Genomic DNA, 16,043 nt, shown 5'->3' with positions numbered 1-16,043 from the left:
TCAGCCCCTTTTTGATCATCTACTTTTATGCATCAATTCCTTTCAAAAGGAGAGTCGATTGCTTCAGTTCAAACAATAAAACTATTAAAAAAGCGTGCCAGACCTTCTTCAAAAGTCCTGCACGCTTTTAAATTAAACAACTGTTTCAAACCGCTTTCTATTGATGAAGAAAGAAAGAGTGATGATGAGATAGATACCCATTGTGACCAAGGTTTGGACGATCGGAGTTGTTGATACTACGCCAATAAAAATGGCAATGATCGCAATGACAGAAAACCATGTCGTGAAAGGATACAGCTTGACGCGATATCCTCCTGGTGCTGTTACGCTTCGAGACTTTAGATGCCCAACAGCAATAATAAACCAGATGAATAAGACTGTGTAGCTTAAAGATCCCATTAAATAATTAAAGGTTTGACTTCCTACAAAAAGAGAGATTAATACGGCTGCATACAAAGTAGATGTACATACTAGAATCGCTCTGACTGGCACCTGCTGTTTCGACAGCTTAGAAAAACCCTTCCATACACGGCCATCCATCGCCTGTGTAAATAGTACCCTTGAAGAAGCATACAGACCAGAGTTCATAGAAGACAAGATCGCTAGTAAAATAATCCCGTTCATGATATCACTTGCATATGGCACACCAATCGTTGCAAACACCGTGACGAATGGACTCACTTGCTCATTGTTTACTTGATTCCAAGGAATCAAGCTGACGATGATGAAGAACGGAAGTACATAAAAACCGATGATTCGTACAAATGTACTTTGAATGGCCTTTGGGATGACTTTTTCAGGGTTTTTTGTTTCTGCTAATGTGACCCCAATCATTTCAGTTCCCCCATATGAATACACGACCACCAGCATTGCCGCAATTAAGCCGCCCGTTCCATTCGGGAAAAATCCCCCGTGGTCGGTTAAGTTGGATAATCCCGGTGCTGCATGCTGTCCGAATGAGACAAACAGCATCGTTAACCCAATGATAATAAATAAAAGAATGACAGCAATTTTTATAGAGGCTAACCAGTATTCTGTCTCAGCAAACATTTTGACTGAACAAACATTGATCAATGTCACAACAAGTGAAATGATTAACACAAGTGTCCATATTGGTACTTGCGGGAACCAGTACTGAATAAAGATTGCAGACACGATCGCTTCTGCTGCAATGTTCAGCACCCACATTTTCCAATAGATCCAGTCTAAGAAATAGGCGGGGTATTTGCCTAACACAGGTTCAATTAAATCACGAAATGTTCTAGCGCCAGGTCGTGCAACCGTCATTTCGGCAAGTCCTTGCATAATAAATAATAAAATAAGACCACCAATCATATATGCCAAAATGACAGCAGGACCCGCGATATCAATGGCAGAACTGCTTCCTTTAAACAGACCAGCACCGATGGCACCGCCAAGTGCGAGCATCATGATATGCCTTGACGTCATTGTTCGTTTTAACTGCACATGTTCCTTTTCCATTTTCTATAGCTCCTTTAAATTTGAATCTTCAGACAAATATAAGATAAAAGCATATAAAAAGGCCAGTCATCTCCTTGAAGAGACGACTGACCTTGCAACCGCGTTACCACTCTTATTGATTCAGACATAGCTGAATCCAACTTGAAACCCGATAACGTAGGTCACACGTAAAGACTTACTATTCATTCAGTCTTGCCGCTCCTTGAGCGAGTTCAATGATTCGTTTTACTGCGTTGCACCACCCCGCAGCTCTCTTAGAAAACGGATATTCATTTACTATTCTCAAGTCAAAGCGTTTTATAGTCAATTTGTCTATTTATCAAAGATTTTATTTTTTAAATATACTGACTAACCACGCAATTGTCAACAGCCTTTTTCAGACATTTTCTTTTAACGAATCCAAACGGCTACTTCATCCATCGGACGACGCGTTTTGCCGCGCTTTGGCTCAATGACTCGATACCCAAAGGCTGCCATGACAGAGATGTCGTACTGACCACCTTCAAGTAATTCTTCTTCCTTAAGAATACGATGAATCTCATCGTAGCTGAATCCCTCAACAGGGCATGAATCAATGCCGATTTGTGCCGCGGCTGTCATCATATTTCCAAGGGCAATATACGTTTGTTTGGAAGCCCAATCGAAGAGCGTACGGTCATTTTCCATCAAATGAAGATCATTCTCTTGGAATTCTTTGTAGCGTTCTTTTACCATTTCAAACGTTTCGTCTGTCATTCCCTTGATTTCCTTGTTGATGTATTCTGCATATGCTGAATCATACCGGGCGTCTGTTCTTGCCAAAATGATCACAAAATGGCTGGCAGTTGGAAGCTGCTTTTGCGCACCCCATGTATATTCTTTTAATTTCTCTCTAAATGCTTCATTTTGAACGATGAGAAATTTCCAAGGCTCAAATCCGACAGAGCTTGGGGAAAGTCTTCCTGTTTCTAAAATGAACGCAAAGTCATCTTCTGGAATCTTTTTCGTCGGGTCAAACTCTTTTGTCGCATGACGGAATTCATACGCCTCAATGATTTCTTTTTTTAATTGCTCTTTGTCTCGCATGGTATTCATCCTTTCTAGTGAACGATTAGGGTGAGAAGTTTCATCAATCCAATTTCTTTCCATTCCCATATAGAAATTGTTATGATAATAAAACAAACAGCCCGAATGTGTGATGTGATATCTCTATGGTAAAAGAAAAGCTTCCATTGATTCAAGTACGCACATTTTTGTTCGTTAGGTACAATCATGTTCGTTTATCACCCATTTCGTCTTAGAAAGGAGTGTAAAGATGAGTGCACCATCCAATCCAGTCAGTATTGTCAATCATGGCTGTCCCGTTTCAACCACAACGAGTGTAATAGGAGGAAAATGGAAAGGAGTGATCCTTTATCATTTGACTTGCGGTCCAAAACGATACAACGAATTACGCCGGCTTCTGCCAAGAATTTCTCAGCGTGTTCTCACGCTGCAATTGCGCGAGCTAGAACAAGACGGCGTTGTTCACAGAAAAGTCTATGAGGAGGTCCCTCCTCGTGTCGAATATTCACTCACTTCTCTTGGAGATACTTTAAAACCCATCATCTTCGCTATGCGTGAATGGGGCGAATCCTATGGAAAAGAAGCTCGCCCAAAAGAAAAAAGCTGCCATCTCTAGCAGCTTTTTTTTATGATGAAATCGCCGTTGATTCTTGCTGTGGATCATCCTTCACAAACAGGATGCCAAGCTGATGATGCTCCCCTTCGTAAGAAGCGCGTTTCTCAAACCTTGTCTGACCATTCAAGCCAATGATCTCAAGCTTTGTCAGAGCACGATTGGTTTGAAGGGCTTCGTAAAATTCCGAAACGGTTTTGACTTCAATTCCATTCACCTTTGTAATGACTTCTCCGATCTCAAGCTTTAAATCAGCTGCAGGTGTATTCGGAATGATTCCCAGCACCATCAGCCCTTGATTACGCTTAGAGAAGTAGAATGGAGCCGCATTGTCATTGACTCTCTGTTTCCATGAGAGGAAAGCTCTTCCGACAATCGCTATCAATACAGCTCCCCATGCAATCGGCTCAAACCAAATACTTGCAGCACCTAGTAAAGCAACAGCGAGTCCAAGCATGAGAATACGCCGTGCCGTAATTTGAATGCTCACAATTGGCAGTGATCCTTGAATCCGCTGCCCGAAACCGATGATGTATGGAATCAAAATAAATGAAAAGCTTTGATCGTGTACTTGAAGCACCGGCCACCATGGCAGAGAAGAAGTAAATTCACCTGCCGGCATCAGCAAAACAAGCGGTAAAAGCCACAGGCGGTTTGCCCGCTGCTGGCCAATCAAAAGTCCTCTCGCACTCATCACCATTGCAGGCGATGTTCGTAAATGCGCCGTTCGATAGGCTAGAATCCCCTCGGTCATTAATAAAAGACCTAGCAAAATAACAACGGCTGATGCATTCATCATTGAGAGCTGCGGCAGCCAAGAATGGCTCACTTGGACATACATTAGTCCAAGTGCCGCAATAAAACTGAAACCGAGTGTGTATGCAGACGAAAGCGCACTCGCCTTAAAGAATAAAGAGCAAACGATGGTCATCACTGCAATCAGCACGATGAATCCAGGCGGGAGGGAAATCCCTAAGCCTACTGAAATGACGGATAGGCAAATCCCTAGAATCCATCCCTTTGAATATGTAAATTTAAGTTCATCATATACATCTTCTATTCTTGTTTGAAACGCTTTTCTCTCCCGCTTTACGCGGATGTAGCCATGTAACAGGCTGATTAATATCATGAAATAAAAAAGAGGGTGGATTAAAAACAGACCGACCGCTTTTAATCCAGCTCCCATCCACTCCGAGCTCATTATCGTTCACCGCCCAAGTCAAGCATTTTCTCTTATTCTATCAAATAAATCGATGCTTGACACCAGGTTTATTTCTCCTGATTCATCCAAAGTGTGACATTCGACAGTGAAAAATCTTTTAAGTAGTGATTGACATCTACATCTAGTATGCCGCCGAGCAGCTGCATCGACCTCTTGATGTCGGTTAAGTTTATACCAAGTCTCTTATGATTATCCATTAAATAATTGAAGTATATCTCAGCACAGTCTTCATCGATTTCGTCGACTGATTCTACCGTTGTGTAATTGACCAAGTACCTGCTTAACAGCATGAGCAGACTTAATGCCTTTGTAGCGGAAAACGTCACATCTTTCGTACGACTCTTAAGCTCCTCTACCAACTCGTAATATTTTTTCTCTCTCACAATACTTGCCCTTTTCAATTGTGTACCCCCATTTACTAGTTCTTTTAAGAAAAGCGCAAACCTCGGTACAGCTTAATGCTCAAGCTGAATATCCGCAAAAAATAAAATATTTAAAATGAGTGCTACTTTATATTGTAAGAATTATTTATGTAACATACAACTTTCAAAAGTTTCATTTTCATGACATGTTTAAATCAACAGAAAGTCTCTTATATAAATATGTTATCGGGTAAAATCGAAGGAATGTTATGTTTTTTGTAAAATAAATGAATATATTTCTCGATATAATTTATTTTTAAGAATAAACTATTACATGTTCGTGACACTTATGAACCAAAAAAAAGAGGCATTTATTCGCCTCTTTATTTTTTAAGATATAGTGCTTTTAGTGCAGTCTGCAGTTGAAGATCATTTTTCTCATAGGATTTCACTTCATCCACCATTTTGTTCATCATTTTCGCTGTCTTCAGATCAATCACACCTGATTTATCGAGATTGTATGTGCTTTGGAAGGCTAGAACTGCCTTTTTCGTTTCTTCATCAAAGTAGCCGTCTACTCTGCCGGGGTCGAATGACAATCCCTTTAACAGCGTCTGTGCTTGTCTCACTTCTTCATTGTTCATATCCAGCTGAAGCGGTTCTTTCAGTTGAAGTGGGCCTACGGTAAAGTAATCTGGCTGATGAATCGCAATTGTCGGTACGACACCTTTTTTGTGAATCCAATTCCCTTTTGGCGTGAGCCATTTATACAGCGTTAATTTAATGTTACTGCCGTCACCCATTGGAACCGCCTGCTGCACAGTGCCTTTCCCAAAGGAGACATCACCGACGACTTCATATTTTCCGGCTTCTTTCATAGCACCAGCAAGTATTTCAGAAGCGGATGCACTGCCTTTATCGATTAAGACATTGACTGGATAAGGCTTCTGTTCTTTCCGTTTTGAAAAATACCGTTTCCTGTCGCCGTTCCGTTCTGCAATTTGAATATAAGGCTGATCCTTCGTAATAAAATGCTTCAAAATGTCTTCTACACTTTGCAGATAGCCGCCAGGGTTCCCTCTCACATCCAGCACAAGACCTTCTATGCCCTTTTTCTCGAGTTGTTTCAGGCTTGACGTGAAATCCTTCGCAGTATCTTCAGAAAAGCTAGAGATCGCGATATAGCCCGTTTTATGACCATTTACCTCTTTCACAGAAGAAGTCACGGTTTCGAGCGGAATTTCTTCTCGTTTGATATGGAATGTTAACTCTTTTTCAATCCCATTTCGTCTGATTTTCAGAGCGACAGATGTTCCTTTTTTCCCTCTGATTTTCAGTACAGCATCGTTTAAGCTTTTTTCTTTCATCGGCTCACCATCAATGCTGATGATTTCATCTTTCGGCTTTAGACCTGCTTTTGCCGCAGGGGATTTTTTAAAGGCAGAGACGATAATGATTTTTCCTTCATCCATTCCCACTTCTGCCCCAATTCCCTCAAAAGAAGAATCAAGCGAATCAGAAAATTGCTTGGCGGTTTGCTTGTCCATGTATACTGAATACGGATCATTTAAAGTTGAAAGCATTCCTTGAATGGCGCCTTCAAGCAGCTTTTGGCGATCCACTTCCTCTACATATTCATTCGATATCAGGTCATAGGCTTTCTCGATTTTCTCCATCCCATTCTCTTTCGCCTTATCACTTGATTGAGCTTGTCCAGCCATTGCAACAGCTGCTTGCGGTGACTCCGCATGAGTTCCCTCTTTATGCGTCATCACCCCTGCACTTATTAATAGAACGACACTTGCCATAATAGATGCGATTTGTTTTTTCATCTTTGGCCTCCTTCTTCAACTCTTCCTGATGACCTGAGTTATTATATGCCAGAAGAAGGGATTTCATGTAAAGACATTCTCCCGCGAAGGCTTGACTAATCATTTCATTAGGTGTAATTTTTATTTTGTTATGATCGAGAAGGAGTCTTCGCTATGAATATTATATTGACGATGCTTTTATTAGGAATTTTATTAGGATTTGTAGGAGCAGGCGGGGCTGGTTTTGTCATCGCATTGCTTACGTTAATTTTTGATATCCCTATCCATACCGCACTCGGGACGTCTTTAGCCGCAATGGCATTTACGACGTTATCAGGTGCATACAGCCACTACCGGGAAGGGAATATTCAGCTGAAATCTGGTTTGATTGTCGGAGCTTTGGCTTGTGTTGCTTCTTTTGCAGGAGCTAAGGTTGCTCCTTTTATTCCAGAAGAAAGTCTGCACTATTTAACAGCTGGAATGCTCTTTTTATCCGCTGTGTTTATGATGATCAAATTATTTGTTCTTAAGGAAGACACTGAGCATCAGCCGCTTTCTTCACGTCAGCTGCTCATAAGGGGTATTATTTTAGGACTTGTATCCGGATTGCTGTCAGGTATGTTTGGTATCGGGTCTGCACCATTTATTCAAGTAGGACTTTTGATTTTACTGAGACTTTCCATTCGACAGGCAGTTGGCACGACAATGCTTGTCATTATTCCGATTTCCATTGGTGGTGGAATTGGATATATTACAGAGGGCTATGTTGATTTTATCTTGCTGATTCAAATTTTAATCGGAACAGTATTAGGGGCATTTATTGGCGCAAAATTCACACGCCTTGCACCGAAGCTCTTATTGAAGTCGGCTGTACTGTTAACACCTATTATTGCCGGTTTACTGCTGTTATTTTAATTTCATTTAGAATAAAAAAGGCCGATAACATGATGTTATCGGCTTTTTGATTAGCGGATATATTGCGCTGGATTGACTGCATTTGATTTAGCGCCATTCCATAATCCTTTATGAATTTCAAAGTGGAGATGCTGACCATGTGATTGGCCTGTATTCCCCATATATCCAAGGAATTGTCCTTGCTCGACTCTCTGCCCTGTGGACACACTTCTTGTAGACAGGTGGGCATATACCGTTTGATAGGTCTGTCCATTGATATTATGCGTAATGAATATCACATTCCCGTAGCTCGATGAGTAGCTTGAGTTCGTGACTGTTCCAGCTGCAGCTGCGACGACAGATACTGTGCCTTTTGCTGCAATATCTAAACCGTAGTGCTGTCCGCCTGAACGTCCGCCAAAGCCAGATGAGAATCGGCCAGCAGCTGGTTTAATAAAGCCGGAGCTGCTTGCTGGTGTATCAGATACTTGATCCGAGCCGCCGCTTTGAGGTGCAGGTGCACTTTTTTCAGCAGCTGCTTGTTCTGCTCTCTTCGCTTCTTCCTTTTGGCGGCGTGCTTCCTCAGACTTCACAGCCGCTTTTTGGTTCGCTAGAATTTCTTGTTCATTTTCAAGTTTGCCTAATTCATCATGGGCATGGTTCTTTTTATCTGTTACATCCCCTAAGATTTTCTCTTTTTCTTTTTGCTGTTTAGACAAATCCTTTTTCAACTCTTCTAGCTCTTTCAGAGATGTTTCAAGTCCATTTAGCTGATTATTTAGCTCTGCTTCTTTTTGCTCCACCAGCTTTAAATCATTTTCATGTTCTGTAATCATGTCTTTGTCTGCTTCGACAATGGTTGTGACAGCTCCAACACGACCGACAAAATCACTAAAGCTGCGAGCACCCAGCAGCACATCTAAATAGTTGATCGTACCGCCGCTTTTTTGCATCGAACGAATTCGATCTTTGAATATAGCTTTTCTTTTTTCAATTCGATCATTGATGACTTGAATGTCTTTTTTTAGTTTCTTGATCTCTTGCTTCGTTTGTTTGACTTCTTTTTCTTTTTCAGCGACTTTTTCAGTTGCAGCACTTACCTTGTGGTCAATCTTTTCAATTTCTTTTTTGAGCTTGGATTCTTTCTTTTCAAGCTTAGCCAGCTCTGATTTCTTTTTCTTCAAAGTGGATTCAGTCTTTGATGTTTTCTCTTCGATTTGTTGACGTTTTTGATCTAGGTCTTCGTATGCGAATGCACGATTCTCGTTCCCTGGAATGTATAGCCACGTTGTTCCAATAAACGCTGCCATTCCAGCCATCATCAGCTTTCTTTTCAAAACGATATTCCCCTCCTATGACAACTGCCTGCATAAAGAGTCGACCGGATGAATCGGTTCAACCGGTCACACCTTCTATCAAATTCTCGAGTGCTGCCATCAAAAATAGATTTATACTTTTAAGAATTTACGGATGGACGTCAAGCTTCCCCATACACCAATGATTGCACCGATCAATAGAAGGACCAGTGAAACTTGATAGACAAACGGGTTATATGGAAGCATGGAAATAAATGAGCCTTGTACTCTCGGTGCCACCCAGCCCACTGCATATTGATATGTGCCGAGCAATAGAGCGATTGGTATAATAGAACCAAATACACCAAGCAGTAATCCTTCAATAAAGAATGGCCAGCGGATAAACCAGTTCGTTGCACCTACGAGTTTCATAATCTCGATTTCTTTACGTCTAGCAAAAATCGTAATTTTGATCGTATTAGAGATCAAGAACATGGCTGTAAATAAAAGCCCAATAATGAGCGCAATACCTACATTTCGCGCCACTCCGACCACATTAAAGAGTCGGCTGACTTCTTCTTTTCCATAGGTTACTTTATACGTACCCTTTAAGTTTTCTAATTTCTTCGCTACTTTTGGTGTATCGTGTGGATCAGATGTTTTCACAATAAACGCATCGTTTAATGGGTTTTCTTGATCAACAAGTCCCATGGATTGTCCATTTTCACCAAAGCTTTTAATCAGCGCTTTTAGTTCGTCATCTTTTGATGAGTACTTCACATCACTGATTTCAGGAATCTTCTCAATTTCTGCTTTTAATTCATCCTGCTGCTTTTGATTCGCCGTTAATTCGATTAACACTTTTACTTCTACTTCTTTTTCAGCGTTCGATGCCATGTTATTCAAGTTGAGCATAATCACAAGAAAAACCCCAACTAAAATCAATGTGACAGTGACCGCACTAATTGATGCAAATGTCATCCACGTGTTTCTTCCAAGTGAACGGAAGCTCTCACGTAAATGCCGCGAGAGAGTTTTAATCATAAATGCCGTACTCCCCTCTTGCTTCGTCACGCACAATCATTCCATCTTCGATTGCGATGACACGTTTCTTCATGCTGTTTACAATTTCTTTGTTGTGTGTCGCCATGACGACTGTTGTTCCGCGGTTATTAATCTCTTCAAGTGTCTTCATGATTTCCAGAGATGTGTCTGGATCAAGGTTTCCTGTCGGCTCATCTGCAATGACAACCTCAGGACTATTCACGATCGAGCGAGCGATAGATACACGCTGCTGTTCACCGCCAGACAGCTGGTCAGGAAATTGTCGTGCTTTGTGCTTGAGCTGTACCAAATCAAGTACATCAAGCACTTTTTTCTTAATGATATGAGGCTGTTCCCCAATGACTTCAAGAGCAAATGCCACATTCTCAAACACCGTGAGGGTTGGAAGTAGTTTGAAATCTTGGAATACTACGCCAATTTCTCTTCTTACGTAAGGAATTTCTTTTTCCTTAATTGAGGCTAAATCTCTGCTATTAATTAAGATTTTCCCTTTGGTTGGCTTCTCTTCACGATACATCATTTTGATGAAAGTGGATTTACCAGCACCACTGGGACCAACAACATACACAAACTCTCCTGGGTGGATAGAGACATTGATTCCATTGATCGCCTTTACACCGTTAGGATAGATCTTGTAGACTTCCTTCATTTCAATCATGTAATCACCTAATCTTTTCTTATTGCTGACTAACAGCTTATCATGATGTTTTGACACTTATCGTCAAAAAACGTTATGTATGGTCACGCACATACCCTTCGATACGTACAAGCAATTTATGTCCTTTTCATCCAAAAAGATGAAAAAAATGAATCGTCTAAATTTCAACAACTCCAATTATACGTCATGAATCGACGCAATGGTATTACATTTATATTTCAAAACTTATAGTTAAAAGGTAAAAAGAACAATTAAAACCGATAAACATGTCTTTTTACCCTTATTTTTTTAATAAAATTTAATATGATACGTTTTCATACTATTCAAAAGTCTTTTTCTACATATAAAAACAAAAAAACCTTGTCGATTAGACAAAGGTTTTATTTTTTCCCTGCAAGCCATTTTGCCACTTCTTTTGCTTGCTTCTCATCTACCATTCCGCTTGGCATAGAGCCTTTACCATTCTGTGCAATATCTGCGATTTGGCTTTCATTATATTTCTTCCCTACTTCTTTCAGGCTTGGTCCGCCTCCACCAGATAGGTCTTTCCCATGACAGCCAATACAGTTTTGCTGATAAATTTCCTCACCACTGCTCACAGTTGAAGCACTTTTGCTGCCTTCTTTGTCACTGCTGCTTGAATTTCCTCCACAAGCCGCAAGAACAAGAAGCATCACTGCAAACAGCATCATTAATCCGCTTTTTTTCATCAATTTCCCTCCCTTACAATCATTTGGTCAACGCTATTATATCCTTGTTTACGCCCTTTTAAAACCCTCACCAAGCACCTCTTTTGCATCCATTACGATGACAAATGCTGATGCATCGATTGCTTTCACCACTTGTTTCAACTTTGTGAATTGTGACTGCCCAACGACACACATCAGAATTGGACGGTCATGGTCGGTATATCCACCGACTGCTGAGATCTTTGTGACACCACGGTCAATTTGATCAAATACTGCCTGCCTGACCTCATCCTCATGCCCTGTAATGATCATCGCCATTTTCGAATGACTGAAGCCGGCCTGTACGACATCAATCGTTTTACTTGAAATAAACACACCAATGACAGCGTACAGTCCCTCTTCAATCCCAAAAACAGTCATCGCAGCCAGGACAATTAGGCCATCCATCATCGCTAAACAGGTGCCAAGCGTGAGGCCTGTATATTTATTGATGATTTTGGCAGCGAGCGCCGTTCCACCTGTTGATCCATTTCCAAGGAACACGAGCCCTATTCCGATCCCAATCACCACTCCGCCAAAAATGGCTGCTAAGAGCGCTTCATGTGTCACAGGTGCAATATGTCTTGTGACAAACACCATCAAAGGTAAAAAAATAGAGCCAACGAGCGTTTTCACGCCAAATGTCCCGCCTAATAAATAAAAACCAGCGATAAACAGCGGAATATTGAGTCCCCATTGCACATACGCCGCCTCAAAGCCGAATGACTGCATAATCGTACTAATACCGCTCACTCCACCTGCAGCAATCTGATTCGGTAATAATAACGTATTAAATCCAATCGCCACAATGGCTGATCCGATTAAAATGAACAAGTAATTTTTCGCTTCAATCCATAATTGTGAATGTCCCTGCTTCATGTCTTTCTTCCTCCGTTACTTCTGAATGCACACCTATTTTAAGCCCTTCTAAAACGAATGTAAATAACAGCCAAATGCAGTGCTAATGGATTAATACTTTATCACACAAACGGATCAGCGTGCTTGCCGTTTGGCATAGGAGCAAATGATGGTATATTTAATATGTACATGAGAAAGAAGGGACATGCGATGAAGAAAATACTGAAGATAACAGGCATGACATTACTTGCACTGATCATCTTGGCTTTTGGTGCTTTCTATACATGGAGCCGCTTTACATACGGACCATCCGCCGCATTAAAAAAGCAAGTGAACATCGAGCAAGTGGAACATAAAAACGATGTGTATACATTTGCATCAGCAAAAAGCGATACTGGTATTATTCTCTATCCCGGGGCAAAGGTGGAACCAATTGCGTATACCTATATTGGGAATGAACTGATGAAAAAAGGTTATTCTGTCTTTATCCCTGACATGCCATTTTCGTTTGCGATTTTTAATACAAACAAAGCACACGATATTATGAAAGTTCATCAAACGATCAAACACTGGTATATTGGCGGTCATTCACTAGGCGGAACAGCTGCCGCTATGTTTGCAGAAAAAAACCAGCGCAAGCTCGACGGTCTCTTTTTCTTTGCGTCTTATCCAGCATCAGATAACTTGAAATCATCGTCCTTGAACGTACTCTCTATATCAGGTGAAAAGGATGGGCTTGCGACACAAGAGAAAATCAAGAAATCGAAAACAAATCTGCCGTCTCAAACCGTTTACCATGAAATAAAAGGCGGGAACCATGCTCAGTTTGGCATGTACGGCAAACAAAAAGGTGATCAGCCTGCGGACATTCCAGCCCTCACGCAGCAAAAGGATATCATTCAGACCATGCTTGAATGGCTAAAACCAGCAAAAAAGCTCCCGTAATAGGAGCTTTTCATTTTTACTTTTTCGTCGCTTCTAAAAACTCTTCAGCGTCTGCTACAGCTAAACCAATGGCTTCCTCCCAAAAGGCTTTTTGGGTAAGATCGACGCCTAAATGCTTATGAGCCAAATCTTCTACTGTCATTGAAGCTGTATCCTTTAGTAATGCAATGTACTTCTCTTCAAACGAAGTACCAGCCCGCAAGGCTTTTGCATAAATCCCTAGTGAGAACATGTAGCCAAATGTGTATGGGAAATTATAAAACGGTACACCTGTGATATGGAAATGCAGCTTAGACGCCCAGAAATGTGGATGGTATTCATCTAAAGAGTCACCGAAGGCTTCCTTCTGCGCTTCTACCATCAGCTCATTCAACCGATCCGCCGGCACTTCTCCTTGTTTACGCTCTTCATAAAAACGCTGTTCAAATAAGAAACGAGATTGAATGTTCATGAAAAATGCTACACTCCGCTGAAGCTTATCCTCTAACAAACTGAGACGCTCCTCTTCATTTGCCGCTTCTTTTAATGAAGCATCAGCCACAATCATTTCTGCAAATGTCGACGCCGTTTCAGCTACATTCATCGCATATTTGCGATTAAGAATGCGAACATCCTGCATCACTTCCTGATGGAACGAATGACCAAGCTCATGCGCGAGTGTCGCCACATTGGATGGACTTCCTGAGAAGGTCATAAAAATGCGTGACTCCCCGTTGTCAGGAAAATTTGTACAAAAACCGCCTACTCGTTTGTTTGGACGATCCTCAGCTTCTACCCAGCGTTCATTAAAGGCTTTTTCTGTAAAGGCAGCAAGCTCTTTTCCAAATCCAGCGAAATGTTTCACAATAAAAGCAGCTGCTTCTTGATACGGATAGATCTTGGTTTCACTGCCAATAGGAGCCCCAACATCAAACCAGCTTAGCTTATCCACTCCAAGCATGTCAGCCTTTCGATGTAAGTAATCAATGAATGGCTGCTTATGTTCATCAATCACAGACCACATTGCATCAAGGGTTTCTTGTTTCATCCGGCAAATATCAAGCGGCTCTTTTAAAATATGATCCCAGCCTCTTGCTTCATATACTTGTAAACGGAAACCTGCCAGATGATTAAGCGTGCTTGCAAATAGATGTTCATCCTGTGTCCATGCGTGCTCTAAGTTATGATATACGGCCTTTCTGACTTCACGATCTGAATCATCCATCGCATTTTCCGCTTGGCCGACAGAGATCATCTGCGTTTCACCATCTTGTTCAAATGGAATCATAATCTTATTCACCAAGCTAGAATAAAGCTCATCCCACGCATGGTAGCCATCTACGGCTAGCTTTTGAATCAACGTTTCTTGTTCAACAGGCAATTGATCCTTCACGCGCTCTCTGCGTTCATTTAATATGTAGCGTACATCTGAAAAGGCCTCTGAATTCAAGAGATCTTCCCATTTTCCAGGAGAGATGGCAGCAAGCGCTTGATCAAACAGCGCAAGAATGGTACCTAAATCAGCTTCCAGCTTGGCAATCGTACCTCGAAGACTGCCAGCCTTCATATCCTTTGTATTTTGAGATTGAAGACAGGAAACAAATGAACCTGCTTGAGACAGTTTTTTATATGTCGTTTCATACGTGTCAAGGACAGACGTTAACCTGCTTTCAATGTGTGTATCTTCTTTTGAAAAGGCATCGACCTTTTGTCTTAATTCATCTAATAGCTGCTGAATGTGTTGCAGGTATGTCTTAAATTCTGGTGAAGAACTGCCTCCTTTAAAAAAGGCATCTAAATCCCACGTCTCTTGTAATGGTGTTAATCCCAAAATATTTCCCCCTTTATTTGCTAATTTCATCATACAAAGGATATAGAGTCAGTATGGCGTATGTATTCCTTTATATTCATTATATTTTCTCACAATTAAAAAAACCCAGCAAGAAGCCGAGTTTTTATGATAATTTCGAACGTAAGTAAGCATCGATAAATGAATCTAAATCTCCATCCATGACCGCTTGAACATTTCCCATCTCCGTATTGGTTCGATGGTCTTTCACAAGAGAATAAGGATGGAATACATACGAGCGAATTTGGCTTCCCCAGCCAATTTCTTTCTGCTCTCCTCTAATTTCATCCAATTCAGCCTGCTGTTCTTCGATCCGTCTTTGATAAAGTTTCGATTTCAGCATTTTCATCGCACGTTCTCTGTTTTTGATTTGTGACCTTTCTGTTTGGCATGTGACCACAACATTGGTTGGTATGTGTGTGATACGAACGGCAGAGTCAGTCGTATTGACGTGCTGTCCACCTGCACCGCTGGCACGGTACGTATCTACTTTGATATCCTCTGTCCGAATATCAATATCAATTTCTTCATTGAACTCCGGCATAACATCACAGGAAACGAACGATGTATGCCTGCGGCCAGATGAATCAAAAGGAGAAATACGAACCAAACGATGGACACCTTTTTCTGCTTTTAAGTACCCGTATGCGTTATGCCCTTTGATGAGCAATGTCACAGACTTAATTCCTGCTTCATCACCAGGAAGATAATCAAGCGTTTCAACCTTAAAGCCTCTGCGCTCTGCCCAGCGAGTATACATTCTCAGAAGCATAGAACCCCAGTCCTGTGATTCAGTACCGCCTGCACCAGGGTGAAGCTCAAGAATGGCATTGTTTTTATCATATGGTTCACTTAAGAGAAGCTGCAGCTCAAACTCGTTAAACTGCTTGGTTAAGTTCTTCAGCTCTTTTTCAAGCTCTGCATGAAGCTCCTCGTCATAATCTTCCTTTAATAGGTCATGTGTCATTTGCAGCTCTTCATGAGATTCACTGAGCTCATGGTATGCATTCACATTATCCTTTAGTGCATTGGCTTCATTGATGACGCCTTGTGCCTTTTGCTGATCATTCCAAAAATCAGCTTCTGACATTGTCGCTTCGAGTTCTGCAATTTTGGCTTCTTTTGTTTCGAGGTCAAAGAGACCCCCTAAAATCAGCTAGCCTGCTAGCCATATTTTCAAGCTCTTGTCTAATTTCTACTAATTCCATATCCTTCACCTCATAGATGTATGGGGGCTG

General features: G+C 41.2%; 15 protein-coding genes and 1 other annotated feature. Of the genes, 3 read left to right on the top strand and 12 right to left on the bottom strand.

What is annotated here, in order from left to right; translation table 11 throughout:
- Window positions 1-132: 132 nt before the first annotated feature.
- Window positions 133-1,482 (bottom strand): amino acid permease, encoded by a 1,350-nt coding sequence (locus tag C6347_RS02780; RefSeq protein ID WP_034660121.1) that lies wholly within the window; start codon window positions 1,480-1,482, stop codon window positions 133-135.
- A gap of 75 nt (window positions 1,483-1,557) precedes the next feature.
- Window positions 1,558-1,782: a binding site (T-box leader), on the bottom strand.
- 90 nt (window positions 1,783-1,872) lie between these two features.
- Complete coding sequence (locus C6347_RS02775) at window positions 1,873-2,547, bottom strand: NAD(P)H-dependent oxidoreductase (RefSeq protein WP_060597376.1); 675 nt, start codon at window positions 2,545-2,547, stop codon at window positions 1,873-1,875.
- 229 nt (window positions 2,548-2,776) lie between these two features.
- Here C6347_RS02775 and C6347_RS02770 point away from each other — a divergent pair, with 229 nt between their 5' ends.
- Complete coding sequence (locus tag C6347_RS02770) at window positions 2,777-3,142, top strand: winged helix-turn-helix transcriptional regulator (RefSeq protein ID WP_034660123.1); 366 nt, start codon at window positions 2,777-2,779, stop codon at window positions 3,140-3,142.
- A 10-nt stretch (window positions 3,143-3,152) separates the two neighbouring features.
- On the opposite strand, the gene C6347_RS02765 is transcribed toward C6347_RS02770, so the two are convergent.
- The 3 genes from C6347_RS02765 to ctpB all read right to left on the bottom strand — a co-directional run bounded on the left by C6347_RS02765 (window position 3,153) and on the right by ctpB (window position 6,555).
- Window positions 3,153-4,340 carry a PDZ domain-containing protein gene (locus tag C6347_RS02765; protein WP_181185427.1) on the bottom strand — a complete coding sequence of 396 codons (1,188 nt, stop codon included), beginning with the start codon at window positions 4,338-4,340 and terminating at the stop codon, window positions 3,153-3,155.
- A gap of 68 nt (window positions 4,341-4,408) precedes the next feature.
- The gene (locus tag C6347_RS02760) at window positions 4,409-4,762 is read right to left on the bottom strand and encodes a swarming motility protein SwrAA (RefSeq protein WP_007500014.1); all 354 of its coding nucleotides are present in this window, start codon (window positions 4,760-4,762) and stop codon (window positions 4,409-4,411) included.
- Between the two features lie 344 nt (window positions 4,763-5,106).
- On the bottom strand, window positions 5,107-6,555 hold the full coding sequence (ctpB, locus tag C6347_RS02755; protein ID WP_095285735.1) for a carboxy-terminal processing protease CtpB: 1,449 nt from the start codon (window positions 6,553-6,555) through the stop codon (window positions 5,107-5,109).
- A 153-nt stretch (window positions 6,556-6,708) separates the two neighbouring features.
- Here ctpB and C6347_RS02750 point away from each other — a divergent pair, with 153 nt between their 5' ends.
- On the top strand, window positions 6,709-7,449 hold the full coding sequence (locus tag C6347_RS02750; RefSeq protein ID WP_060597379.1) for a sulfite exporter TauE/SafE family protein: 741 nt from the start codon (window positions 6,709-6,711) through the stop codon (window positions 7,447-7,449).
- A 50-nt stretch (window positions 7,450-7,499) separates the two neighbouring features.
- Here the strand turns inward: C6347_RS02750 and C6347_RS02745 are convergent, their stop codons facing one another.
- The 5 genes from C6347_RS02745 to C6347_RS02725 all read right to left on the bottom strand — a co-directional run bounded on the left by C6347_RS02745 (window position 7,500) and on the right by C6347_RS02725 (window position 12,053).
- A complete protein-coding gene (locus tag C6347_RS02745) occupies window positions 7,500-8,765 on the bottom strand; it encodes a murein hydrolase activator EnvC family protein (protein ID WP_034660127.1) in 1,266 nt (421 codons plus the stop codon).
- 111 nt (window positions 8,766-8,876) lie between these two features.
- The gene (gene ftsX / locus C6347_RS02740) at window positions 8,877-9,767 is read right to left on the bottom strand and encodes a permease-like cell division protein FtsX (protein ID WP_034660128.1); all 891 of its coding nucleotides are present in this window, start codon (window positions 9,765-9,767) and stop codon (window positions 8,877-8,879) included.
- Window positions 9,760-10,446 (bottom strand): cell division ATP-binding protein FtsE, encoded by a 687-nt coding sequence (gene ftsE / locus C6347_RS02735; protein ID WP_034660129.1) that lies wholly within the window; start codon window positions 10,444-10,446, stop codon window positions 9,760-9,762. The genes ftsX and ftsE overlap by 8 nt, the downstream gene beginning before the upstream one ends.
- A 380-nt stretch (window positions 10,447-10,826) precedes the next feature.
- Window positions 10,827-11,156, bottom strand: a complete 330-nt coding sequence (gene cccB, locus C6347_RS02730) for a cytochrome c551 (RefSeq protein ID WP_060597381.1) — start codon at window positions 11,154-11,156, stop codon at window positions 10,827-10,829.
- Window positions 11,157-11,204: 48 nt separating this feature from the next.
- Window positions 11,205-12,053: a YitT family protein gene (locus C6347_RS02725; RefSeq protein WP_003212797.1), complete on the bottom strand. Its 849-nt coding sequence runs from the start codon at window positions 12,051-12,053 to the stop codon at window positions 11,205-11,207.
- Window positions 12,054-12,242: 189 nt separating this feature from the next.
- Between C6347_RS02725 and C6347_RS02720 the strand changes: the two genes are divergently transcribed.
- Window positions 12,243-12,977, top strand: coding sequence for an alpha/beta family hydrolase (locus tag C6347_RS02720; RefSeq protein ID WP_066031686.1), 735 nt, complete (start codon window positions 12,243-12,245; stop codon window positions 12,975-12,977).
- 16 nt (window positions 12,978-12,993) lie between these two features.
- Here C6347_RS02720 and C6347_RS02715 read toward each other — a convergent pair whose 3' ends face one another.
- Together C6347_RS02715 and prfB are read right to left on the bottom strand one after the other, a co-directional pair.
- The gene (locus C6347_RS02715) at window positions 12,994-14,787 is read right to left on the bottom strand and encodes a M3 family oligoendopeptidase (RefSeq protein ID WP_106071367.1); all 1,794 of its coding nucleotides are present in this window, start codon (window positions 14,785-14,787) and stop codon (window positions 12,994-12,996) included.
- 124 nt (window positions 14,788-14,911) lie between these two features.
- Window positions 14,912-16,013, bottom strand: a protein-coding gene (gene prfB, locus C6347_RS02710) for a peptide chain release factor 2 (RefSeq protein ID WP_106030559.1) whose coding sequence is annotated in 2 segments (ribosomal slippage) — window positions 14,912-15,940 and window positions 15,942-16,013 — 1,101 coding nt in all. Because the reading frame shifts where the segments join, the coding sequence is not laid out codon by codon here.
- Between the last annotated feature and the right edge of the window lie 30 nt (window positions 16,014-16,043).

The organism is Bacillus sp. NMTD17 (assembly GCF_002998735.1).
Classification (GTDB): Bacteria; Bacillota; Bacilli; order Bacillales; family Bacillaceae; genus Bacillus.
The sequence above is the reverse complement of the archived record's forward strand: the minus strand, read 5'-3'. Positions and strand labels throughout refer to the sequence as shown.